The sequence below is a fragment of the Streptomyces sp. NPDC041124 genome (assembly GCF_055592385.1).
In genome coordinates, this window is record NZ_JBVIYR010000002.1 from 208,862 (window position 1) to 229,639 (window position 20,778).

General features: G+C 72.0%; 25 protein-coding genes. 13 read left to right on the forward strand and 12 right to left on the reverse strand.

Annotated features, from left to right (window positions below):
• The first annotated feature begins 5 nt into the window (after window positions 1–5).
• Entirely contained in the window at window positions 6–488 is a 483-nt protein-coding gene (locus ACZ6A9_RS05340) for an anthrone oxygenase family protein (RefSeq protein WP_468978740.1), read from the forward strand.
• Window positions 489–588: 100 nt separating this feature from the next.
• The gene (locus ACZ6A9_RS05345) at window positions 589–2,085 is read left to right on the forward strand and encodes a glutamate synthase subunit beta (RefSeq protein ID WP_468978745.1); all 1,497 of its coding nucleotides are present in this window, start codon (window positions 589–591) and stop codon (window positions 2,083–2,085) included.
• 109 nt (window positions 2,086–2,194) lie between these two features.
• Here the strand turns inward: ACZ6A9_RS05345 and ACZ6A9_RS05350 are convergent, their stop codons facing one another.
• The 3 genes from ACZ6A9_RS05350 to ACZ6A9_RS05360 form a co-directional block, all read right to left on the reverse strand.
• Window positions 2,195–2,998 (reverse strand): SAM-dependent methyltransferase, encoded by an 804-nt coding sequence (locus tag ACZ6A9_RS05350; protein WP_468978748.1) that lies wholly within the window; start codon window positions 2,996–2,998, stop codon window positions 2,195–2,197.
• A gap of 82 nt (window positions 2,999–3,080) precedes the next feature.
• Window positions 3,081–3,356, reverse strand: coding sequence for a DUF397 domain-containing protein (locus tag ACZ6A9_RS05355; protein ID WP_468980632.1), 276 nt, complete (start codon window positions 3,354–3,356; stop codon window positions 3,081–3,083).
• Window positions 3,357–3,365: 9 nt separating this feature from the next.
• Window positions 3,366–4,226, reverse strand: coding sequence for a helix-turn-helix domain-containing protein (locus tag ACZ6A9_RS05360; protein WP_468978751.1), 861 nt, complete (start codon window positions 4,224–4,226; stop codon window positions 3,366–3,368).
• A 222-nt stretch (window positions 4,227–4,448) separates the two neighbouring features.
• Between ACZ6A9_RS05360 and ACZ6A9_RS05365 the strand changes: the two genes are divergently transcribed.
• Together ACZ6A9_RS05365 and ACZ6A9_RS05370 are read left to right on the forward strand one after the other, a co-directional pair.
• Window positions 4,449–5,123, forward strand: a complete 675-nt coding sequence (locus ACZ6A9_RS05365; RefSeq protein ID WP_468978756.1) for an ATP-binding protein — start codon at window positions 4,449–4,451, stop codon at window positions 5,121–5,123.
• The gene (locus ACZ6A9_RS05370) at window positions 5,120–5,563 is read left to right on the forward strand and encodes a hypothetical protein (RefSeq protein ID WP_468978759.1); all 444 of its coding nucleotides are present in this window, start codon (window positions 5,120–5,122) and stop codon (window positions 5,561–5,563) included. Before ACZ6A9_RS05365 ends, ACZ6A9_RS05370 begins: the two co-directional genes overlap by 4 nt.
• 37 nt (window positions 5,564–5,600) lie before the next feature.
• Here ACZ6A9_RS05370 and ACZ6A9_RS05375 read toward each other — a convergent pair whose 3' ends face one another.
• Complete coding sequence (locus ACZ6A9_RS05375) at window positions 5,601–5,783, reverse strand: hypothetical protein (RefSeq protein WP_468978762.1); 183 nt, start codon at window positions 5,781–5,783, stop codon at window positions 5,601–5,603.
• Window positions 5,784–6,450: 667 nt separating this feature from the next.
• Between ACZ6A9_RS05375 and ACZ6A9_RS05380 the strand changes: the two genes are divergently transcribed.
• Both ACZ6A9_RS05380 and glpK read left to right on the forward strand, forming a co-directional pair.
• Window positions 6,451–7,284, forward strand: coding sequence for an MIP/aquaporin family protein (locus ACZ6A9_RS05380; RefSeq protein ID WP_468978768.1), 834 nt, complete (start codon window positions 6,451–6,453; stop codon window positions 7,282–7,284).
• Window positions 7,285–7,324: 40 nt separating this feature from the next.
• A complete protein-coding gene (gene glpK, locus ACZ6A9_RS05385; RefSeq protein WP_468978772.1) occupies window positions 7,325–8,848 on the forward strand; it encodes a glycerol kinase GlpK in 1,524 nt (507 codons plus the stop codon).
• A gap of 42 nt (window positions 8,849–8,890) precedes the next feature.
• On the opposite strand, the gene ACZ6A9_RS05390 is transcribed toward glpK, so the two are convergent.
• Window positions 8,891–9,082 carry a hypothetical protein gene (locus ACZ6A9_RS05390; RefSeq protein WP_189555277.1) on the reverse strand — a complete coding sequence of 64 codons (192 nt, stop codon included), beginning with the start codon at window positions 9,080–9,082 and terminating at the stop codon, window positions 8,891–8,893.
• Between the two features lie 153 nt (window positions 9,083–9,235).
• Here ACZ6A9_RS05390 and ACZ6A9_RS05395 point away from each other — a divergent pair, with 153 nt between their 5' ends.
• From ACZ6A9_RS05395 to ACZ6A9_RS05405, 3 genes are all read left to right on the forward strand, one after another.
• The gene (locus ACZ6A9_RS05395) at window positions 9,236–10,375 is read left to right on the forward strand and encodes a glutathione-independent formaldehyde dehydrogenase (protein ID WP_468978777.1); all 1,140 of its coding nucleotides are present in this window, start codon (window positions 9,236–9,238) and stop codon (window positions 10,373–10,375) included.
• A gap of 115 nt (window positions 10,376–10,490) precedes the next feature.
• Window positions 10,491–10,910 carry a RidA family protein gene (locus ACZ6A9_RS05400; RefSeq protein ID WP_468978780.1) on the forward strand — a complete coding sequence of 140 codons (420 nt, stop codon included), beginning with the start codon at window positions 10,491–10,493 and terminating at the stop codon, window positions 10,908–10,910.
• Window positions 10,907–11,371, forward strand: a complete 465-nt coding sequence (locus ACZ6A9_RS05405; protein ID WP_468978785.1) for a GNAT family N-acetyltransferase — start codon at window positions 10,907–10,909, stop codon at window positions 11,369–11,371. The genes ACZ6A9_RS05400 and ACZ6A9_RS05405 overlap by 4 nt, the downstream gene beginning before the upstream one ends.
• Window positions 11,372–11,375: 4 nt before the next feature.
• On the opposite strand, the gene pip is transcribed toward ACZ6A9_RS05405, so the two are convergent.
• A complete protein-coding gene (pip, locus tag ACZ6A9_RS05410) occupies window positions 11,376–12,353 on the reverse strand; it encodes a prolyl aminopeptidase (protein WP_468978788.1) in 978 nt (325 codons plus the stop codon).
• Between the two features lie 32 nt (window positions 12,354–12,385).
• Complete coding sequence (locus tag ACZ6A9_RS05415; protein ID WP_468978791.1) at window positions 12,386–13,108, reverse strand: uracil-DNA glycosylase; 723 nt, start codon at window positions 13,106–13,108, stop codon at window positions 12,386–12,388.
• Window positions 13,109–13,557: 449 nt separating this feature from the next.
• On the opposite strand from ACZ6A9_RS05415, the gene rsgA reads away from it, so the two are divergent.
• The 3 genes from rsgA to ACZ6A9_RS05430 all read left to right on the forward strand — a co-directional run bounded on the left by rsgA (window position 13,558) and on the right by ACZ6A9_RS05430 (window position 16,830).
• Window positions 13,558–14,655, forward strand: a complete 1,098-nt coding sequence (rsgA, locus tag ACZ6A9_RS05420; protein ID WP_468978794.1) for a ribosome small subunit-dependent GTPase A — start codon at window positions 13,558–13,560, stop codon at window positions 14,653–14,655.
• Window positions 14,652–15,953 carry a GNAT family N-acetyltransferase gene (locus ACZ6A9_RS05425; protein ID WP_468978797.1) on the forward strand — a complete coding sequence of 434 codons (1,302 nt, stop codon included), beginning with the start codon at window positions 14,652–14,654 and terminating at the stop codon, window positions 15,951–15,953. Before rsgA ends, ACZ6A9_RS05425 begins: the two co-directional genes overlap by 4 nt.
• 214 nt (window positions 15,954–16,167) lie before the next feature.
• Window positions 16,168–16,830: an RNA-binding S4 domain-containing protein gene (locus ACZ6A9_RS05430; protein WP_468978799.1), complete on the forward strand. Its 663-nt coding sequence runs from the start codon at window positions 16,168–16,170 to the stop codon at window positions 16,828–16,830.
• A 128-nt stretch (window positions 16,831–16,958) separates the two neighbouring features.
• On the opposite strand, the gene ACZ6A9_RS05435 is transcribed toward ACZ6A9_RS05430, so the two are convergent.
• Together ACZ6A9_RS05435 and ACZ6A9_RS05440 are read right to left on the reverse strand one after the other, a co-directional pair.
• Entirely contained in the window at window positions 16,959–17,399 is a 441-nt protein-coding gene (locus tag ACZ6A9_RS05435) for a DoxX family protein (protein WP_468978804.1), read from the reverse strand.
• A gap of 63 nt (window positions 17,400–17,462) precedes the next feature.
• A complete protein-coding gene (locus tag ACZ6A9_RS05440; protein WP_468978809.1) occupies window positions 17,463–18,167 on the reverse strand; it encodes a class I SAM-dependent methyltransferase in 705 nt (234 codons plus the stop codon).
• A gap of 136 nt (window positions 18,168–18,303) precedes the next feature.
• On the opposite strand from ACZ6A9_RS05440, the gene ACZ6A9_RS05445 reads away from it, so the two are divergent.
• Complete coding sequence (locus tag ACZ6A9_RS05445; RefSeq protein WP_468978812.1) at window positions 18,304–18,567, forward strand: DUF6343 family protein; 264 nt, start codon at window positions 18,304–18,306, stop codon at window positions 18,565–18,567.
• 18 nt (window positions 18,568–18,585) lie between these two features.
• Here ACZ6A9_RS05445 and ACZ6A9_RS05450 read toward each other — a convergent pair whose 3' ends face one another.
• The 3 genes from ACZ6A9_RS05450 to ACZ6A9_RS05460 are packed head-to-tail and all read right to left on the reverse strand — an operon-like array spanning window position 18,586 to window position 20,666.
• On the reverse strand, window positions 18,586–18,966 hold the full coding sequence (locus tag ACZ6A9_RS05450) for a tetratricopeptide repeat protein (RefSeq protein ID WP_468978815.1): 381 nt from the start codon (window positions 18,964–18,966) through the stop codon (window positions 18,586–18,588).
• A gap of 50 nt (window positions 18,967–19,016) precedes the next feature.
• Window positions 19,017–19,673 carry a dephospho-CoA kinase gene (gene coaE / locus ACZ6A9_RS05455; protein WP_468978817.1) on the reverse strand — a complete coding sequence of 219 codons (657 nt, stop codon included), beginning with the start codon at window positions 19,671–19,673 and terminating at the stop codon, window positions 19,017–19,019.
• 54 nt (window positions 19,674–19,727) lie between these two features.
• Window positions 19,728–20,666 (reverse strand): PAC2 family protein, encoded by a 939-nt coding sequence (locus ACZ6A9_RS05460; protein ID WP_468978820.1) that lies wholly within the window; start codon window positions 20,664–20,666, stop codon window positions 19,728–19,730.
• Window positions 20,667–20,778 lie beyond the last annotated feature (112 nt).

Genomic DNA, 20,778 nt, shown 5'->3' on the forward strand with positions numbered 1-20,778 from the left:
AGGACATGATCGACGGGCCGTACGACGTGCTGACGATGCTGGGTGTGCTCGGGACGGGGCTGACGGCGGGGGTCTTCTGTGCCTTCTCGACGTTCGTGATGAGAGGGCTCGCGGCGCTGCCGCCCGCGCAGGGTGCGGCGGCGATGCGGGCGGTGAACGCGGCGGCGGTGCGGCCGCCCTTCATGCTGGTGTTCCTGGGCTCGACGCTGCTGTGCGCCGTGCTCACGGTGGTGACGTTCGTGCTGTGGCCGCGGGAGGGGGCGGTCGAGCTGCTGGTGGGCGGTGCGCTGTTCCTGGTGGGGTCGTTCGGCGTGACCGCGGCCGCGAACGTGCCGCGCAACGACGCGCTGGCCCGGCTGGAACCGGGGAGCCCGGAGGCGGCCGCGTACTGGCCGGGCCACGTACGCGACTGGACGAGGTGGAACCACGTGCGCACGGTCGCCTCGGCGGGGGCGGCGCTGGCGTACGTGCTGGCCCTCACCGGGTGAGGGGGTCGCTGCGTGGCGCTGCCGTCGGACGTATCGTGGCCGGGAGAGCGCCGCCCGGCGACGCACGGCCTGTCACCCGCGCACGCAGAGGAACACGGCCATGGCCGATCCCAAGGGTTTTTTGACCACGCCCCGTGAGGAGTGGCCGCGCCGGCCGGTGGCGGAGCGGGTCCGCGACTGGGACGAGGTGTGCGTCCCCGGTGCGCTGCTGCCGATCATCGGCGCGCAGGCCGACCGGTGCATGGACTGCGGGGTCCCGTTCTGTCACGACGCCTGTCCGCTGGGCAATCTCATCCCGGAGTGGAACGAGCTGGTGTCGCGGGAGGACTGGCGGGCGGCGGCGGAGCGGCTGCACGCCACCAACAACTTCCCCGAGTTCACCGGTCGGTTGTGTCCGGCGCCGTGCGAGACGGGTTGTGTGCTCGCCATCAATCAGCCGGCGGTCACCATCAAGAACGTCGAGTGTGCGGTCGCCGACCGGGCGTGGGAGGAGGGTTTCGCGCCGCCGGCCCCGCCGGACCGGCTCTCGGGCCGGACGGTCGCGGTCATCGGTTCGGGCCCCACCGGGCTGGCGGCGGCCCAGCAGCTGACCCGGGCCGGGCACACGGTGGCGGTGTACGAGCGGGACGACCGGCTGGGCGGGCTGATGCGGTACGGCATCCCCTCCTTCAAGATGGAGAAGCGGCATCTGGAGCGGCGTCTCGCGCAGATGCGGGCGGAGGGGACGAAGTTCCGTACGTCCACAGCGGTCGGGCGGGACGTGGACGCGGCGCAGTTGCGGGCGCGGTACGACGCGGTGGTGGTGGCCACGGGGGCGACCGCGTGGCGCGAACTTCCCGTGCCGGGGCGGGAACTGGCGGGGATTCACCAGGCGATGGAGTACCTGCCGCTGGCCAATCGGGTGTGCGAGGGGGACCTGGAGTCGTCGCCGTTGTCCGCGGCGGACCGGCACGTCGTCGTCGTGGGGGGTGGTGACACGGGGTCGGACTGTGTGGGGACGGCGGTGCGGGAGGGGGCGGCGTCGGTGACGCAGCTCGACATCTACGCGCGGCCCGGGGCGGCGCGGGACGAGGAGGCGGAGCCGTGGCCCACGTATCCGAAGGTGTACCGGGTGTCCGCGTCGCACGAGGAGGCGGGGGCGTTGCGGAGGGCGCCGGGGGTGAAGGCCGAGGAGCATGGCCGGGTGTTCGCGGCGTCGACGGTGCGGTTCGTCGGGGACGGGGAGGGGCGGGTGTCTTCGCTGGAGGTGGTGGAGGTCGACTCCGGCCGGCGGGCCGTGGCGGGGACGGAGCGGTCGATGCGGGCGGACTTCGTGCTGCTGGCGCTGGGGTTCTCCGGGCCGGATCGCGGGGACGGGCTGATCGCGGGGCTGGGGCTGGCGCTGGAGCCGCGGGGCACGATCTCCCGGGGCGCGGATTTCGGCACGGCCGTGCCGGGGGTGTTCGCGGCGGGGGACGCGGCTCGGGGGCAGTCGTTGATCGTGTGGGCGATCGCGGAGGGGCGGGCCGTGGCGGCGGCGGTGGACGGCTACCTGACCGGGAGGGGTTCGCGGCTGCCGGCGCCGATCGGCCCGTACGACCGTCCGATGACAGCGTGACAGGCGCCGGCGCAGGGGCCGCCGGACGGGCCGGGGGCGGGTGAGACCCCCCGGCCGGCAGGTGCCGTCGCGCCCCTCCCCCGTCGCTCCCGTCACGGCGCCTGTGGCGTCACGGCTTGCGCGCCACCGCTCCGTAGCCCGGGATGACGCCGTCCGACTGCCCCGGGACGGGGTCGCCCAGCTCCGGGTGCCACTCATGGGGGATGGCGATCCCCGGCGGGACGAGGTCGAGGCCGTCGAAGAAGCGGCTGAACTCCTCACGCGAGCGCAGGGCCAGCGTCACTCCCGCGGCCTTCAGCTTCGCCGTGGCCGCTGCCGACTCCTCCGGCGTGAAGTCGGCCGTGGCGTGGGTGAGGACCAGGTGGCTTCCCGGGGGAAGCGGGGCCAGCAGCCGGCGGACGAGGTCGTGCGCGCCGTCCTCGTCGGGGACGAAGTGGAGCAGCGCGACGAGGGACAGCGCGATCGGCTCGTCGAAGTCGAGGACCTTCCGCGCGCCCTCCAGGATGGCGTCCGGGTCACGGGCGTCCGCCTGGAGGTAGTGCGTCGCCCCCTCGTCCGTGCCCCGCAGCAGCGCCGCCGCGTGGGCCAGGACGATGGGGTCGTTGTCGCAGTAGACGACGCGGGCGCCGGGGACGACCGCCTGGGCCACCTGGTGCAGGTTGGGCTCGGTGGGGATGCCGGTGCCGATGTCGAGGAACTGCCGTACCCCCCGCCCGGCCAGCCAGCGCGTGGCCCGCTGCATGAACGCGCGGTTCACGCGGGCCATCACCGGCACCCGGGGGTCCAGGGCCAGCATCTGCCGGCCCATGGCCTCGTCGACGGGGTAGTTGTCCTTGCCTCCGAGATACCAGTCGTACATGCGAGCGGGGTGCGGCCTGCTGGTGTCGATCTCCACGGGGTGCTGCCCGGTCATGACGGACTCCGTAAGTCTCTGCAACTGTTAGTGATCAAGTCGGTGCCAAGTCGGAATCAGAGGGGGAAGAGAGCAAACGGGGTCAGGACAGCAGGAAGTCCGCCTCTCCGGCCTTCGCTCCTTGGATGAAGGCCGTCATCTCGGCGGAGGTGTAGATCAGCGCGGGTCCGTCGGGGTCGGTGGACTGGCGTACGGCGATGCGGCCGTCGTCGAGCTTCATCGCCTCCAGGCAGTTTCCTCCGTTGCCGCCGCTCCACGGCTTGTGCCAGCCCTCGCTGCCCAGTTCCCTCGCGGGCATGCCGTTGTAGATCCGCTCGGTGCGCAGCAGCGGCTGGGGCGGGGACGTGCGGGACTCCATGAGTTCCATTTACAGCTCCTTGCGGAGATCCCGGAGGATCTCCTTCGTGCGATGTGCCGTAGCGGCCTGCGCCGCCATGCGGTCCATGACCTCGAGGTGGGTCGCCACCTCGGTACGCGCGTCCAGGTAGACCGCGCCGGTCAGGTACTCGCTGTAGACCATGTCCGGCAGTTCGGGCATGGCGAATCGGAACAGCACGAACGGCCCGTACGTACCGGGGTGCGGCCCGCCGGCGAAGGTCGCGACCTGCAGTGTCACATGGGGCAGCTTCGTGGCCTCGAGCAACTTGTCGATCTGCGCACGCATCACCTCCGGGCCGCCGATCCGGCGGCGGAGCACGGTCTCGTCCATCACGACCCACAGCCGGGGCGCGTCCTTACGGGTGAGCAGTTCCTGCCGTTGCATGCGCAGGTCGACGTGGCGCTCGATGTCCTCGGGCCGGGTCTGCCCTATGGCACCGGAGCGCAGCACGCCGCGCGCGTAGTCCTCGGTCTGGAGCACTCCGGGGACGAAATGGGGTTCGTAGCTGCGAATGAGGGAGGCGGCGCCCTCCAGGCTGACGTACATCGAGAACCAGCCGGGGAGGATGTCGTGGAAGCGCTGCCACCAGCCGGGGCGGTTCGCGTCCTCGGCCAGTTGCACGAAGGCGTCGGCCTCGTCGTCGCAGACGCCGTAGGCCTTGAGCAGAAGCTGGAGGTAGGGGATCTTGAGCGCGACCTCGGCCATCTCCATGCGGCGCACGGTGGCGGGGGCCACCCGGAGGACGCGGGCGGCGTCCTCGCGCTTCAGTCCCGCGCGTTCCCGCAGGTCCAGCAGTCGCCGGCCGAGGACGACCTGGCCCACCGTCGGCGCGGACCGGGGTTCACTCACACTCCACCTCCCTCGAACGCATGCTGACAGCCCGGCGGCGCCACTCGAAGATCCATTCGAAGAATCATTCAACCGCATGTGCGTTCGAACGCGTCTTCGGCGATCCCAACTGGCGCCGCGCGAGGTGCTGTTGCGAGCAGTGTGCCACGGCCGTCCAGACCGTCACACGGCACTCTGCATTTTTCAGAGTGGCACTTGCCAAGTGTTCATGGCGGGGCGATAGTGGCAAGCGTGATTCCGTCCGCGCCCTTAGGAACAGACGCCGCCGCAGGTTCCGTCGGTCTCGGCGCCGCCTCGGCACCCGCCCCTTCGGGGACCGCTGCCGAGCGCCGGTTCCGGTTCGAGCTGGCCGCCCATCCGGGTTCCCCGGCTCAGGCCAGACGCCTGACGAGGGCGCGGCTGACGGGCTGGTCGGTCTGCGAGGACACGTGCGACACGGCGGAACTGGTCGTCTCCGAACTCGTCACCAACGCCATCGTGCACACGGCGAGCAGCCACGTCGTCTGCGAGCTGCACGACGGCGGCGACCTGGTGCGCATAGCCGTGCGGGACGAGGGCTGCGCTCCGGACAGGCCGCGGGCGGACACCCGGCGGCAGCCGGACGACGAGCACGGCAGGGGACTGCTCCTCATCGACGCCGTGTGTCAGTCCTGGGGTGCCCACGAGCAGGGTCCCGGCCTGCTGGTGTGGGCGGATCTGCCCCGCAAGGCGGACGCCCCGCGCGATCCGGCCGAGCCCCGCAACGACCTGGGCTGGGGCGCCCGCCCGAAGCCCGGCCCGGCCGGCGGCTCGGACGACGGTCACGACCGGGACCACGATGGCGACCCCGGCGATTCCGGCACCGACGAGACAGCCCGGCTGCGGCCGACGTCCCCCCGGAACGGAGGAGCTGCGTGACAGGCGCTCCCGGCACCGGCACGCTGCTGAGCCTGGACTCGCTGGTCCGCCTCCAGCGCGTGCGCCGGCCCGGCGCCGTCTCCCGGCGCCTGCCCGTCCCGGACGGTATGACGGCCCCGATGGGCTGCGACGCCGTGGCGGTCCCCGCCCGGCTGGGGCCGCTGGTGCTGCCCAGGCTGCCCCGGGTCGGGTGCGTCTACGCCGACGAGGCGCGCTGGTGGTGGCTGGTCCCGTCCGACTCGGACTACGCCCTGGAGTGGCCCGCTCCCGCGCACTACGCGACCGGCGCGGTCCTGCCCGACACCGGGGCCCCCGGCCTGCCCGGTCTGATCCACCGCCCGGACGGCACGCTCCCCTACACCCCGCCGATACCGCTGTATCTGGCCGTCTGCCGCCTCACGGGCACCACGCCCACCTGGTCCCGCCCGGTCATCGCGTAACACCGCGTCACCCCGCACGGGCGGCCGCTCGTGGCGTTCAGGCCATCGCATCTCCGCCGCCGTCGCCGCGGACGATCACCAGGAACATGTCGGTCGCGAGGTCCATGACAACCTCGGCGGGCAGTCCCTCAAGGCGCCGCGCGTGCGCGAACTCCTCCGCCGGCCATGAGCCGCGCGGTCCACCTGCGGGAAAGCGTTCGAGCACCGTTCGCCCGTTCACCCTGCCACCTCCATGTTGCGCTGTACTCGTAGAGTTAAACGCCAACCATGGGGCGAACGCCTCGCCCGGTGACGGTACTGAGACGTAGTTGACACCTGTTCACCGCCAAGTGTGAGCGGGCTCTCGCCCGCGCGGAGCAATCGGTGACACTGCGTGACGCCCTTCGCACATGTCGCGAGCGCCCGCCTGGCGTACCTCCGGGCCCGGTGCCCGCGGTTCGCCTGCAGGCGTGCCGTGCCTCCGCGACCGCCCCCTGCCGCCGCCGTTCCTCCACGCCCGGCACCTCCCGTGCGTGCTCGCCGCCGAACACCCCGCGCAGTCACCGCGTACGCGACCAACCAGCCTCGCGGGCCGGACGTCACGGATCACCCCGTCCAGACACCGCGCCGGCGGCGTACAGCGACCGACGGAACTCCCCGGCCACCCGGGCGTCCTGCCCCGCGCCCGCACGCCCGGAGGTCCGGTGACCTCGCCCGCCACTGCTGACGGGCGATATTGGGCTATTGGAAGTAAATATGATGCTCCGCGCGCCCGATCACCGTGTTCGACCTACGCTGCCGTGAGGGGGAGGAAAGGCCCGAGCCATTCCTGCCGAGGAGAGCCGATGGCTGAACGTATTGCAGCAGCACCACGTCGCCGTGGATACAAAGAAGGCATTGGCGGCGACATGCTCGCCGAATTCCTGGGAACATTCGTCCTGATTCTCCTGGGCGTCGGGTCGGTGGCGGTAGCCGTCGTGGGCCTGCCCGGGTCGGGACGGCAGTTCGTGGAATTCGGGCCGGCCAACTGGCTCATCATCGCCTGGGGCTGGGGCCTCGCCGTCGTCTTCGGTGTCTACGTCGCCGGCGGCATCAGCGGAGCCCACCTCAACCCCGCGGTGACGCTGGCCTTCGCCGTGCGCAGGGACTTCCCCTGGCGGAAGATCCTGCCGTACTGGCTGGCCCAGGTCGTGGGCGCCTTCGTCGCCGCCGCGCTCGTCTACGCCTGCTACCGGTGGGCCATCGACGCGGCCAACACCAAGGCGGAACTCCCACGGGACGAGTCACTGGCGACCTATTCCATCTTCGCCACCTTCCCCGCGGAATACTTCGGTGATTCCTGGTGGGGTCCGCTGCTCGACCAGATCGTGGGTACGGGAATTCTCCTCCTGCTGATCTGCGCGCTCATCGACATGCGCAACGTGGCACCGCTGTCGAATCTCCACCCGTTCCTCATCGGCCTGGTGGTCGTCGCGATCGGGCTCACGTTCGGCACCAATGCCGGATATGCCATCAATCCGGCGCGCGATTTCGGCCCCCGTTTGTTCACCTACTTCGAGGGATGGGGCGACATCGCCCTGCCGGGAACGTTCGGGTGGTTCAGCGGCTACTGGTGGATCCCCATCGTCGGCCCGCTCATCGGCGGGGTCGCCGGTGTCCTCGTCTACGACCTGATCATCAAGCCGGTGATCAACGCCAGGGCGGGCGAGCAGGAGGAAGGCCCCGCCACCGAGGAACCGTAGATCCCCAGGCCCTGTCGTCACACCAGGAGAGGTGGCAGCGATGCCAGAATTCGTCGGCGCGGTGGACCAGGGAACCACCAGCACCCGCTTCATGATCTTCGACCACTCCGGCAACGAGGTGGCCAGGCACCAGCTCGAACACCAGCAGATCCTGCCGCGCTCCGGCTGGGTGGAGCACGACCCGGTGGAGATCTGGGAACGCACCAACACGGTGATCCAGAACGCCCTGCGGGACGGCAATCTGTCGGCGAGCGACCTGCGGGCCATCGGCATCACCAACCAGCGCGAGACGACGGTGGTCTGGGACCCCCGCAGCGGCCGCCCGTACTACAACGCCATCGTCTGGCAGGACACCCGCACCGACCGCATCGCCTCCGCCCTCGAACGCGACGGGCACGGCGACGTCATCCGCCACAAGGCCGGTCTGCCGCCGGCCACCTACTTCTCCGGCGGCAAGATCAAGTGGCTGCTGGAGAACGTGGACGGACTGCGCGAGGCCGCCGAGGCGGGCCACGCCCTGTTCGGCAACACCGACGCCTGGGTGCTGTGGAACCTCACCGGCGGACCCAACGGCGGTGTGCACGCCACGGACGTCACCAACGCCAGCCGCACCATGCTGATGAACCTCGAGACCCTCGACTGGGACGACGAACTGCTCGGCATCTTCGGCATCCCCCGATCGATGCTCCCGGCCATCCACCCCTCGTCCGACCCCGAGGCGTACGGCACCGCCCGCACCTCGCGGCCGCTGAGCGCCGCCGTCCCCATCACCGGCGTCCTCGGCGACCAGCACGCGGCGACCGTCGGCCAGGTCTGCTTCTCCCCCGGCGAGGCGAAGAACACCTACGGCACGGGCAACTTCCTGGTACTGAACACCGGCGAGGAGCTGGTGCGGTCCCGCAGCGGACTGCTGACGACGGTGGCGTACCAGTTCGCGGGCAGCCCCGCTGTCTACGCGTTGGAGGGCTCCATCGCCGTCACCGGTGCGGCCGTGCAGTGGCTGCGCGACCAGCTCAAGATCATCGGCACTGCCCCTGACAGTGAGCAGCTGGCGCGTTCGGTGGAGGACAACGGCGGTATGTACTTCGTACCGGCGTTCTCCGGTCTGTTCGCCCCCTACTGGCGCTCCGACGCCCGTGGCGCCATCGTCGGACTGTCCCGGTACAACACCGGCGGTCACATCGCGCGGGCCACACTGGAGGCCATCTGCTACCAGAGCCGCGACGTGGTCGAGGCGATGGAGAAGGACTCCGGGGTGCACCTGGACGTGCTCAAGGTCGACGGCGGCGTCACCGCCAACGACCTGTGCATGCAGATCCAGGCCGATGTGCTGGGGGTGCCGGTCAGCCGTCCCGTGGTCGCCGAGACCACCGCGCTCGGCGCCGCGTACGCCGCCGGGCTCGCGGTGGGCTTCTGGTCCGACACCGACGAGCTGCGCACGCACTGGCAGGAGTCGAAGCGCTGGGAGCCGCAGTGGGACGAGGAGCGGCGCCAGGAGGGCTACCAGGACTGGAAGCGGGCGGTGGAACGCACGCTGGACTGGGTGCGGGTGAGCGACGACTGACGGGTGAGGGTGGCCGTCCGGGGTGGGTGCGGCCGCTGCCGGTCAGCGGTCGGCGATGTCCTCGCGGAGGCCGTCGGAGAACTCCCACCACGACAGCGGCAGCCAGTCGCCGTTCACGAACCCGTCGACCGTAGCGCCGCGACCACGGACGGTCACGGTCGTGCCCACCGGGTAGGTCGTGCCGGACAGCCCGGGCACGGGGACAAGCAGGGTTCCCAGCCGCTGTGCCGCCATGTCGACCCCTTCCGTTGTCGTCGGACGATATGTAAGGCGACATTACCGGCTTGCCCCTCGGGACAGACCGGACAACCATGAGAAATAGGTCACGCGGAGCATCGGGGGAGGCGCGGCACCGGACACGCACGCCACCGAGTGGAGGTCTGAACCATGAAGGCCGTCGTGTACAAGGGACCGTTCGAGGTTGCGGTCGAAGAAGTCGACAACCCCACCATCCAGCATCCGAACGACGTGATCGTACGGGTCACCTCCACCGCGATCTGCGGTTCCGATCTGCACATGTACGAGGGCCGCACCGCCGCCGAGCCCGGCATCACCTTCGGTCACGAGAACATGGGCACGATCGCGGAGGTCGGCCCGGGCGTCACCTCGCTCAAGGAGGGCGACCGGGTGGTCATGCCCTTCAACGTCGCCTGCGGGTTCTGCACCAACTGCGTGGAGGGGTTCACCGGTTACTGTCTGACCGTCAACCCCGGCTTCCCCGGCGGTGCCTACGGCTACGTCGCCATGGGACCGTGGAAGGGCGGCCAGGCGGAGTACCTGCGCGTCCCCTACGCCGACTTCAACTGCCTGAAACTGCCGGAGGGGACGGAGCACGAGAAGGACTTCATCCTGCTCGCCGACATCTTCCCCACGGGCTACCACGGCTGTGAACTCGCCCAGGTGCGGCCCGGCGAGAGCGTCACGGTGTACGGCGCGGGCCCGGTCGGTCTGATGGCCGCCTACTCGGCGCTGCTGCGCGGCGCGAAGAAGGTGTTCGTCGTGGACCGGGTCCCCGAACGGCTGCAGAAGGCCGAGGAGATCGGCGCGGTGCCCATCAACTTCGCCGAGGGCGACCCGGTGGAGCAGATCCACGCGCAGACCGAGGGCATGGGCACCGACAAGGGCGTCGACGCCGTCGGCTACCAGGCATCGGCGGGCGGCAAGGAAACGGACCGGGAGGAGCCGGCGACCGTGCTGAACTCGCTGGTCCGCACCGTCCGGGCCACCGGCATGCTCGGCATCCCCGGGCTCTACGTCCCCTCCGACCCCGGTGCCCCCGACGAGCAGTCCAAGCAGGGCATGCTCCTCGTGGCGATCGGCAAGCTCTTCGAGAAGGGCCTGAAGCTGGGCACGGGCCAGTGCAACGTGAAGCGCTACAACCGGCAGCTGCGCGACATGATCATCGAGGGGCGGGCGAAGCCCAGCTTCGTGGTCTCCCACGAACTGCCCCTGGACGAGGCGCCGTCGGCCTACGACAAGTTCGACAAGCGTATCGAGGGCTACACCAAGGTGATCCTGCACCCGTAGCCGACGGCGGCGGGCGGGCCCCTGGAAAGTAATTCGGATGCGGGGGCGGGCCGAGCGGTGGAACGGTGGACGGCATCGGCCGTCCACCGTTCCCGTGCCCCCGCCAGGAGCCGTCGTGATCCAGCGCGTCACCGTGCCCTCCCTGTTCCCGCCGCCCGTCTACTCCCACGTCTCCGTCGTCGAGGCGGGCACCCGGCTGGCGTTCCTCGCCGGGTCGGTCCCGCTGGACGCGGACGGCGAGCTGGTCGGCGAGGGGGACCCGGTGCGGCAGGCCGGGCAGGTCCTCACCAACCTCGGGGAACAGCTGCGGGCGGTGGGCAGCGACCTGGAGCACGTCGTCGCGACGGACGTGTACGTCGTGAGCGCGGAGCCCGCCGTGCTCACCGCCGTGTGGGACGTCGTCCAGGCGTCCGGGCTGAGCGCGGGACCCCACTCGTCGACCCTGATCGGCGTGGCCTGCCTCGGATACACCGGCCAGCTCGTCGAGATCACGGCGACGGCGGTCGTCCCCGGCCCCGGTCCGGCCGCCGCGTGACGGCCGGCGGGCCCCCTGTGGTCCTGCGCCGGGCGCGCGCCGCCGACGCCGGGGCCGCGGCAGGTGTCTGGCTGCGCTCCTTCGCCGCCGCGCTGCCGGACGTGGTCCGGCCCCGCTCCGACGACGAGGTGCGGGACTACTTCCGGCACGTGCTGGTGCCGCTGCGGGAGACGTGGGTGGCGGAGGCGGCGGGCGAGGGCGTCGTCGGCGTGCTGGTGCTGGAGGGGGAGGAGCTGGATCAGCTCTACCTGGAACCCGGGTGGCGCGGGCGCGGACTCGGCGACCGGTTCGTGCGCCTGGCCAAGGAACGCAGCCCCACCGGCTTGTCCCTGTGGACGTTCCAGGTCAACACGCCCGCGCACCGCTTCTACGAACGGCACGGTTTCACGGCCGTGGAGCGCACGGACGGCTCCGGCAACGAGGAGCGGGATCCGGACGTGCGGTACCGGTGGCGGCCGTGAGACCTCAGTCGCGGCGGCGGGCGTAGCGGTCCGTCGCCGCCACCAGGGCGTCGTCCCCGGTCGCGCCGGCATCGTGGCCGCCCTCGTCGACGATCACCAGCTCGCTGCCCGGCCAGGCGTGGTGGAGCCGCCAGACGATGCCGAGGAGGTTCCCGAGGTCGAGGCTGCCCTGGACGAGGGTGCCGGGGATACCCTTCAGCAGGTGGGCGTCGCGCAGGACGACGCCTTGGTCGTTGTCCCGTCCCTCGCCTTCGTCGAGGAAGTGGCCGTTGCCCCAGTAGTGGGTGACGGTACGGGCGAAGCCCAGGCGGAACACCGGGTCCCGGAAGCGTTCGACCGAGCCCGGCGGGGCGGGGATCGTCGCCGTCTCCCAGTCGGTCCAGGCCAGCGCGGCCCGCTCCCTGACCTCCGGGTCGGGTGACTCCAGCAGCCTGTTGTACGCGGCGGCCAGGTTGCCGTCGCGCTCGCCGGCGGGCAGCCCGGCGAGGAAACGTGCGTGGGCCTCGGGGAAGATCGAGCCGAGTCCCCTGGTCAGCAGGGCCACTTCGTCGTTCGAACCGGTGGCCACTCCCGTCAGGACGAGCTCGGACACGACCCCGGGGTGGGTCTGCGCGTACCGCAGTCCGAGGACCGAGCCCCACGACACGCCCCACACCAGCCACCGCTCGATGCCCAGGTGGGCACGGAGCCGCTCCAGGTCCGCCATGAGGTGGGCGGTCGTGTTCACGCTCATGTCGGTGGTGGGATCGCTCGCCGGGGGCAGCGACCGCCCGGCGCCGCGCTGGTCGAGCAGGACGATGCGGTAGGCGGCCGGGTCGAAGTAGCGCCTGAGGTTGGGGCCGGCCGAGGAGCCCGGGCCGCCGTGCAGCACCAGCGCGGGCTTGCCGTGCGGGTTCCCGCTGGTCTCCCAGTAGACGCGGTTGCCATCACCGACGTCGAGCATGCCGTGGTCGTACGGTTCGGTCTCCGGGTATCTGCCCATCGGCGCAGGCTATCGGTGCCGGCCGGGGCCGTTCATCCCCTTTTCGCGGTGCCCAGTCCCGCCGCGTCGGCCGCCGCGCGCAGGACGTCCCTGAGCATCTCAGGGGTGAGCCGGCCGGTGAAGGTGTTGCGCTGGCTGACGTGGAAGCAGCCGAAGAGGTGCAGCCCGGGGCCGTCGGCCGCGTCCAGGGTGGTGCGGGCGCCGTGCGCGAAGGCGGGCCGGGGCCGGGGCACGGTCCAGCCCGCCTCGGCGAACGCGGGCAGCGCAGCCTGCCAGCCGTAGGCGCCGAGGACGAGCGCCGCCCGGAGCGTCGGCCGCAGCAGGTGCAGTTCCCGCACCAGCCAGGGGCGGCACGCGTCCCGCTCCTCGGGGGTGGGCTTGTTCGCGGGCGGGGCGCAGTGCACCGGCGAGGTGACGCGCACCCCGTACAGCTCCAGTCCGTCGTCGGCGTGCGTGGCCGTCGGCCGGGAGGCGAGCCCCACGTCGTGGAGCGCCCGGTACAGCACGTCCCCGGAACGGTCCCCGGTGAACATCCGGCCCGTGCGGTTCCCCCCGTGTGCCGCGGGGGCGAGGCCGACGATCAGCAGCCGGGCGTCCGGCGGCCCGAACCCGGGCACGGGCCTGCCCCAGTACGTCCAGTCCGCGAACGCCGCCCGTTTGGTACGGGCGACCTCCTCACGCCAGGCGACCAGCCGCGGGCAGGCACGACAGCCGGCGATGCGCCGGTCGAGGCGGGAGAGGGCGCTCGGGTCCATGCCTCCACGGTAGGTGCCGGGGAGGAGACGGCGGTGGGCGGCCCGCACGGTGGTGCGCCTGGCGTGAGGGCGAGCCCCGGCGCGGTGTTTCCAGACCGAGCGGACGCTGTTGCCGGCCGGGAAGGGCAGGCGCGTGAGCGCCCGTACCCGCGGCCCGCTGCTCCTCGCCGAGCGCAGGGCACACCGACGCCCTCCCTTCCCGGCGTTGCCCGACGCCGGGAAGGGACGTGTTAGCGTTGGCGGAGCAGGGACGATCGGGTCAACTGCGAGACCAGGAAGGGGAGGTGAGTTGATGTCTGCCGTGAAGGCCGCTGCCGTGTGCAGCGCACGCCGGACCATCCTCACGTCCCGGGCCCCGGTCTGACCTGACGTTCACCCCCGCCCAAGCCCGATGGCTCACGGGGGCGGAGCTTCGCGCTCGACGGGGCCCCTGTTCAAGGGTCTCCACGTTGTCTTCATCTCCTTTCCACCAGACTCAGCCGTACTCCCTGACGGACTACGGCTGGGACGAGGCGTGCGAGCACGCCTTCGCGCCCCATCGCGATGCCGGCCTGATCCCGGCCCGCATCGTGCGAGCCGAACGCGGCTCGTGTGAAGCAGTCACCGACGCCGGAATCCTCCGTGCGGAGATCCCCGGTGGCGCCGATCGGAAGAATCCGCTGTCGCCACCGTGCACGGGCGACTGGGCCGCCCTGCGTCCCGCCACCATTAGTCACGGACCAGTGCTGCACGCGGTACTGGAGCGACGCACCGCCCTGGTGCGATCCACCGCTTCGCGTACCTCCCGAGGCCAGGTCCTGGCCGCCAACATCGACACGGTCGCGGTGACGGTGTCGCTGGCCACCCCGCTGAAGCACGGCAGGACCGAACGCATGCTCGCCCTCGCCTGGGAGAGCGGCGCCCAGCCGGTCGTGGTGCTCACCAAGGCCGACCGGTGTGCCGACGCGCAACTGGCCGCAGCCGAGGTGTCCGAGGTGGCACCAGGCGCGGATGTGCTGGTCACCAGCGCCGTGACCGGGCTGGGCCTGGACACCCTGAGGGCCGTCCTGAACGGCACCATCGTGCTGCTGGGCCCCTCCGGCGCGGGTAAGTCCACTGTGGGCAACCAGCTGCTGGGCGAGGAGCGGCTGGCGACCGCCGCTGTGCGCGACGTGGACGGCAAGGGGCGGCACACCACCGCATGGCGGGAGCTGACTCCGCTGCCCGGCGGCGGGGTCTTGCTGGACACCCCCGGTCTGCGCGCGATCGGCCTGCACGACGCCCAGGACGGGCTGGAGCAGACCTTCACCGAGATCGAACACCTCGCACAGGACTGCCGTTTCACGGACTGCGCACATGTGAGCGAACCCGGCTGCGCGGTGCTGGCTGCCGTCGAGGCAGGCGAGATTCCCCAGCGCCGTCTGGACAGCTACCGCCAACTGCTGAGGGAAAACGCCTACGCGGCCTCCCGCACCGACGCTCGGCTGCGCACCGACCGCGAGGCCGCCAGGAAGGACATCACGCGGCACCTGCGTGCGACCTACCAGTTCCGGGAGCGCCAGCTGTGAACGACACCGACACACCCGGCCACGCTCCTGGCACCGACCCGGTGACGGAGGCGTTCTTCGCCCTGCACCAGGATCTGCCCCGGCAGGGCCCCGGCTCGGACGCCACCACACGGCGCCTGCTGGAGACGGCCGGGCCACTGCCCGAGTGCCCGCGGGTGCTGGACGCGGGCTGCGGCCCCGGCCGCTCCACCCTGCTGCTGGCGGAGGAGGCCGGCGCGCAGGTGACCGCGGTCGACCTGCACCAGCCCTTCCTGGACGGCCTCGCCGCCGAGGCGGCCCGCCGGGGCCTGGGCGACCAGGTGACGACCGTCAACTGCTCGATGGACCGGCTGTCCGTCCCCGATCACAGCTTCGACGTGATCTGGGCCGAGGGGTCCGTATACACCATCGGCTTCGACGTCGCCCTGCGCGCCTGGCGTCGCCTGCTCGCCCCGGGCGGCGTCCTCGTCGTCACCGAAATCGAGTGGACCGTGCCCAACCCCGCTGCCCCGGCGCTCGCCTACTGGGACGCGGCCTACCCACTGCGCACCCGCGCCGCGAACACCGACGCCGCGCAGGCCGCCGGCTATCGCCTCCGCGCGCACTGGCCGCTGCCGGAAAGCGACTGGTGGGACGAGTACTACACGCCGCTCACCCAGCGCCTGGCCCGAGCTGACCCGCAGCAGCCCGGCATGCCGGAAGCCCTGGCCGCACACCGGACGGAGATCGGCATGCGGCGCGAACACGGCAGCGACTACGACTACGCCGCCTACATCCTCCGCCCCCACGACACCACTGAGGACGAAACCATGACCACCTGGACCGCCCGTCCCGAAACCGCCGACGACATCCCCGCCGTCCGGGACATCCTCCTCGCGGCCTTCCCCACCGCCGCCGAGGCCGACATCGTCGACGCCCTGCGCACCGACCCGAAGGCGTGGATCGACGGCCTGTCGATGGTCAGCGCAGCCCCCGACAGCACCCCGGTCGGCTACGCGCTGCTCACCCGCTGCCACGTCGACGGTCAACCTGCCCTGGCCCTGGCCCCGTGCGCGGTACTGCCCTCAGCCCAGCGCACCGGTGCGGGCTCCGCGGCCATCCGCACCGCCTTGGCCGCCGCCCGGGCCGCGGGAGAGAACCTCGTTGTCGTCCTGGGCCACGCCGACTACTACCCTCGGTTCGGCTTCACGCCGGCCTCCCGCTTCGGCATCCGAGCCCCCTTCGACGTACCTGACGAGGCCATGATGGCCATGGCTCTGGACGACACTCGCCCGGTCCCGGCGGGCACCATCCAGTACCCCGTCGCGTTCGGCGTCTGACCGCACCTGTGGCGCCCCGGGGCTTGTTCCCCGGGGCACCACAGCCTTCCCGGGCCGCGCATGTTCGGATGACCTGGGAGGAGGCGACGGCTGTCGGACGGCGGTCACACCGGAGCCGGGGTCGCTTCCTCCTGCGGACTGCGCGGCCGGGGCAGCACACTCGTGCCGCGCAGTTCCCAGTCCAGCGCGCGGCGAGCGGGCTAAGGTCGGGACCATGGGTACCGAGGGTGCGGAGCACGACAGGTCGGCCGGGGCGGGCACTCCTGGTCCGGGTGAGGCGGCGGCCGTGCCCGCCGACCCCGAGATCGCCGCCGCGGTGGCGGCCGCCGAGGCGGCCGGTCCGCCGAGCGGGGAATCCGTGCGGATCGACAGCTGGATCTGGTCGGTGCGGCTGGTCAAGACGCGGTCCCTGGGCGCCGCCGCCTGCCGGGGCGGGCACGTCCGGGTGAACGGCGAGCGGGTGAAGCCCTCGCACTCCGTCCGTGTCGGTGACGAGGTGCGGCTGCGGGCCGAGACCCGGGAGCGGATCGTCGTCGTCAAGCGGCTGATCCGCAAGCGGGTGGGTGCCCCGGTCGCAGTCCAGTGCTACCTCGACAACTCACCGCCGCCCCCGCCCCGCGACGCCGTCGCCCCGGCCGGCATCCGCGACCGGGGCACCGGCCGCCCGACCAAGCGCGACCGCCGGGAGATGGAGCGCCTGCGTGGTCTGGGCGGACCGGGCGTGCCAGGACTCGCCGAACCCGGTCAGCTGGGCGCCGCACCCGCCGAACCGGGCGGCGGCGGCCGGACCACGGGCCGGCGTACGGCGGGCGGACCGGGTGCCAAGACCGGGCGCTCGTCCCGCCGCGCAGGCCCCGGCGGCTCCCGACGGGGCTGACCCGGCGGTCCCCGACAGCCCCGGCCGCAGGAGGGCCAGGGAACCGGCGGCTCGACAGGACATGATGCGACGGCGAGGACGGCACGGCGGAGGCAGCCCGGGCCCCGGCCGGTACCGCCCTCCGCGCCTCAGCTGCGGCCGTGCGGCAGGCGCAGCAGGTCCGCGTTGTGGTGGCGGCGGGTCCAGGCGATCAGGACGAGCGGCACGAGCAGGATGACCGGTGTCGCCGCGTTCTCACCCTCGAACACCGTGAGTTGCGTGACGAACGCGCCCACCATCAGCGCGGCCAGGCCCGTCGCCGCCGCCGACTGGAGTACGGGCACCAACAGGCCGACCGCTCCCGCGAGTTCGAGCACGCCGATGGCGTACATGCCCGGGGCGCCCCAGCCCATCTCGGCGAACGGTCCGGCCGCCGAGGAGTGCGCGATCAGCTTGGGCAGCGCGCTCGCGGTCGCGAAGAACAGCGCGAGCAGCACCTGCACTCCGCGCAGCGCGACACGGGCACGCCGTCCGCGGGCGGTCGCCGGCCCGGTGACGACGGTCGGGGCGGAAGCGGTGGTCTCGGACATGAGGTCTCCTGTGAGGTGCGGTCCCGTGCTGTCACAGAGGAAGACCGTCCCTCACGCGTGAACTCATCGCTGTCCGGCGGGTGTTCTCACCGCCCTCACCCACATCCCGTCGGCCGTCAGATACCGGTCGACTCCCAGGCCCTCCTCCCCCAGCGCCTCCTCGAACTGTGCCGTGGTCAGGGGACGGGAGCGGAACGTCTGCGTCCAGACCGCGTCCGGGAACACGTACTCCGCGTGCACCGAGTCGACCCCGTCACCGACCGGTTCCACCGACACGATCCGTACGGTGAAGCCCGCCGGATCGACCCGCTCGCGCGGCACATCGGTGTGGTAGTCCGTCCCCTCCCGCTGGATCAGCACGCACCCTCCCTCCGCCAGGTGCCGCAGGCAGGTGCGCAGCATGCCCCGCCGCACCTCGACGTCCCCCGCGTGCACCAGGAAGGACGCGAGCAGCACTACGTCGAACGTCTCCCCGACGTCGAGGTCCTCTATGGGGCCGCATATCGTCCGCGCCCCGCGCACGCGCTCCAGCATCTCCGCCGACTCGTCGACCGCCGTGACGTCGAAACCCCGCTGCAGCAGCGCGTGCGTCACCCGCCCCACTCCGCTGCCCAGCTCCAGTACCCGCGCCCCCGGCGGCACCGCGGCGGCGATGATGTCCGGCTCGTCCCCGACGGGCAGCCGCGCGTACAGCTCCACCGCGCAGCCGTCCGGGGTGATCGCCCCGGGCCCCGTCCCCTCGTACCCCTCACGCATTCTCAGCTCCATGTCCGTCCAACGGCCCGCCTCCGCAGGTTCGTTCCAGTCCGCCGCGGGTTCACTCGTACGTGTGAGCGATGGCTGGTTCCGGGAACCCGCGGGGAAAGGCAGACGGAGGTCGCGGGCGGAAGCGGCGGTGAGGACGATGCGTACGGGTAGTGAGCCGGTGACCGCACGCAGTGCTCTGCGGATGCGGTTCTGGCTCAGTGTGTGGGGTGAGGTCTGGACGGTCGCCGGGACGGTGGCCTTCGCCCTCGCGGGACACCCCGGCTGGGCGGTGGCCTGCGGGGCGCTGTGGCTGCTCGTCACGGTCGACCTGGTACTCGTCGTCCGGCACATCCGTCAGGGTCCGCGCTACCAGCCGGGACGCGACGTCCCTCCGTACGAGCCGCCGGTCGGGCGGCCGTAGCGCGGGGGCATGCCGCCGTCACGCCTCGAAGCGGGCCGCCTTCAGGTACTCCGGACTGGGGTCCAGGGCGGCCGCGAGCCGGAAGTGGCGCTTGGCCGGATGGGGGCGGTTCTGCCGCTGATAGGTGCGGGCGAGCGCGAAGTGGGCGTAGGCATTGTCCGGTTCGCGCTCCAGGACGAGGGAGAATTCCAGCTCGGCGGGGCGCAGCTGGGCCGCCGCGAAGAAGGCACGGGCCCGCAGCAGGCGCGCGGCGGTGTTCTCGGGGTGGACGTCGATCACGCCGTCCAGCAGCTTCACCGCGCCCCGCGGATCCCGTGAGGCGAGCAGCTGCTCGGCGGCACGGAAGTCGATGACATGCGTCTCCGGCGTACGTCCGGTCGAACCACTGGTCTCGGGCACGGCGGCATCCTTCCCTCACTGACCGGGTTCAACGCCTCGCCCGGGTGCCTCTATTCCGGCTGCTCCGGCGGCTGCGGCTGTGCCGAGGGATCCGGCTGTGCAGGGTGGGACGCCCGCGCCCGGCGGACCAGCTCGGACCACACGTCCTCGACGCGTCGTGCGAGCTCGTCGAGCGGGACGTCGTTGTCGATGACGATGTCGGCGATGGCGCGGCGCTGTTCGCGGGTCGCCTGGGCGGCCATCCGCGCGCGTGCGTCCTCCTCGCTCATGCCGCGCCGGCCCACGAGCCGCTCGAGCTGGGTCGCGGGGCTCGCGTCGACGACGATCACCAGGTCGTAGAGGGGCGCGAGGCCGTTCTCCGTGAGCAGGGGGACGTCGTGCACGACGACGGCGTCCTCGGCGGCGGCCTCCTCCAGCTCGCGGGAGCGGGCACCGACGAGCGGGTGGACGATGGAGTTGAGCACGGCCAGCTCGTCCGCGTCGGCGAAGACGATCGAGCCGAGCCTGGGCCGGTCGAGGCTGCCGTCGGCGGCCAAGACACCCTCGCCGAAAGCGTCCACCACCGCGGCGAGACCGGGTGTCCCCGGTTCGACGACCTCGCGTGCGATGCGGTCCGCGTCGATGAGCACGGCCCCGCACTCGACGAGCAGCCGCGACACCTCACTCTTGCCGGCGCCGATACCGCCGGTCAGGCCCACTGTCAGCATGGACAGCAGCCTAGGTCCAGGGCCCGGGCCGGGGTGCGCCGGGCCCGGGGGATGTCAGCCCTCGCCCTCCCGCTCCGCGAGGAAGCGTTCGAACTCGCGGCCGATCTCGTCCGCCGACGGGATCTCCGCGGGCTCCGCGAGCATGTTGCCCCGGGTCTCGGCACCGGCGGCGGCGTCGTACTGGTGCTCGAGTCCCTGGACGAGGGCGGTCAGTTCCTCGTCGCCCTCGCGGATCTGGCGGTCGATCTCGGTCTGGGTACGGTGGGCGTCGGTGCGCAGCGAGTGCGCGACGCCGGGCAGGACGAGTCCGGTGGCGGCCGTGATGGTTTCCAGGGCGGTCAGTGCCGCGTCCGGGTACGTGGAACGGGCGATGTAGTGCGGCACGTGGGTGGCGATGCCCAAAACGTCGTGGCCGGCCTGCATGAGCCGGTACTCGACGAGGGCCTCGGCGCTGCCGGGCACCTGTGCCTCGTCGAAGACGCTGCTGGTCACCGGGACGAGGTCGGTGCGGTTGCCGTGCGGGGTGATGCCGACGGGGCGGGTGTGCGGGACGCCCATGGGGATGCCGTGGAAGTTCACCGACAGGCGGACGCCCAGGCGTTCCACGATCTGCCGGACGGCCGCGGCGAAGCGCTCCCACTCGACGTCCGGCTCGGGCCCGGACAGCAGCAGGAAGGGCGCACCGGTGGCGTCCTGGACGAGGCGCACCTCGATGGCGGGCACCTCGTAGTCGCTCCAGCGGTCGCGGGTGAAGGTCAGCAGGGGGCGCCGGGCCCGGTAGTCGATGAGCCGGTCGTGGTCGAAGCGGGCGACGAGCTGGTGGGGCAGCGAGTCCAGGAGCCGCTCGACGATCTGGTCCCCGGTCTCTCCGGCGTCGATGTATCCGTCGAAGTGGTAGAGCATGACTAGTCCGGCCGACTCCTGGGCCAGCGCCATGTCGACGACGCCGAGCCCCTTCGGCTCCCATGCGTACAAATCCTGCGGATCAAGCACAGTGACCGCTCCTCCTCGTGTCCCTACGGCACAACGTGCCCGGCGGCACGGGCATTCCCGAGCGACGCGGTTCCCTCCGGGGGTTCGGCGGATCGGCTGCGGGCCGGTGGGG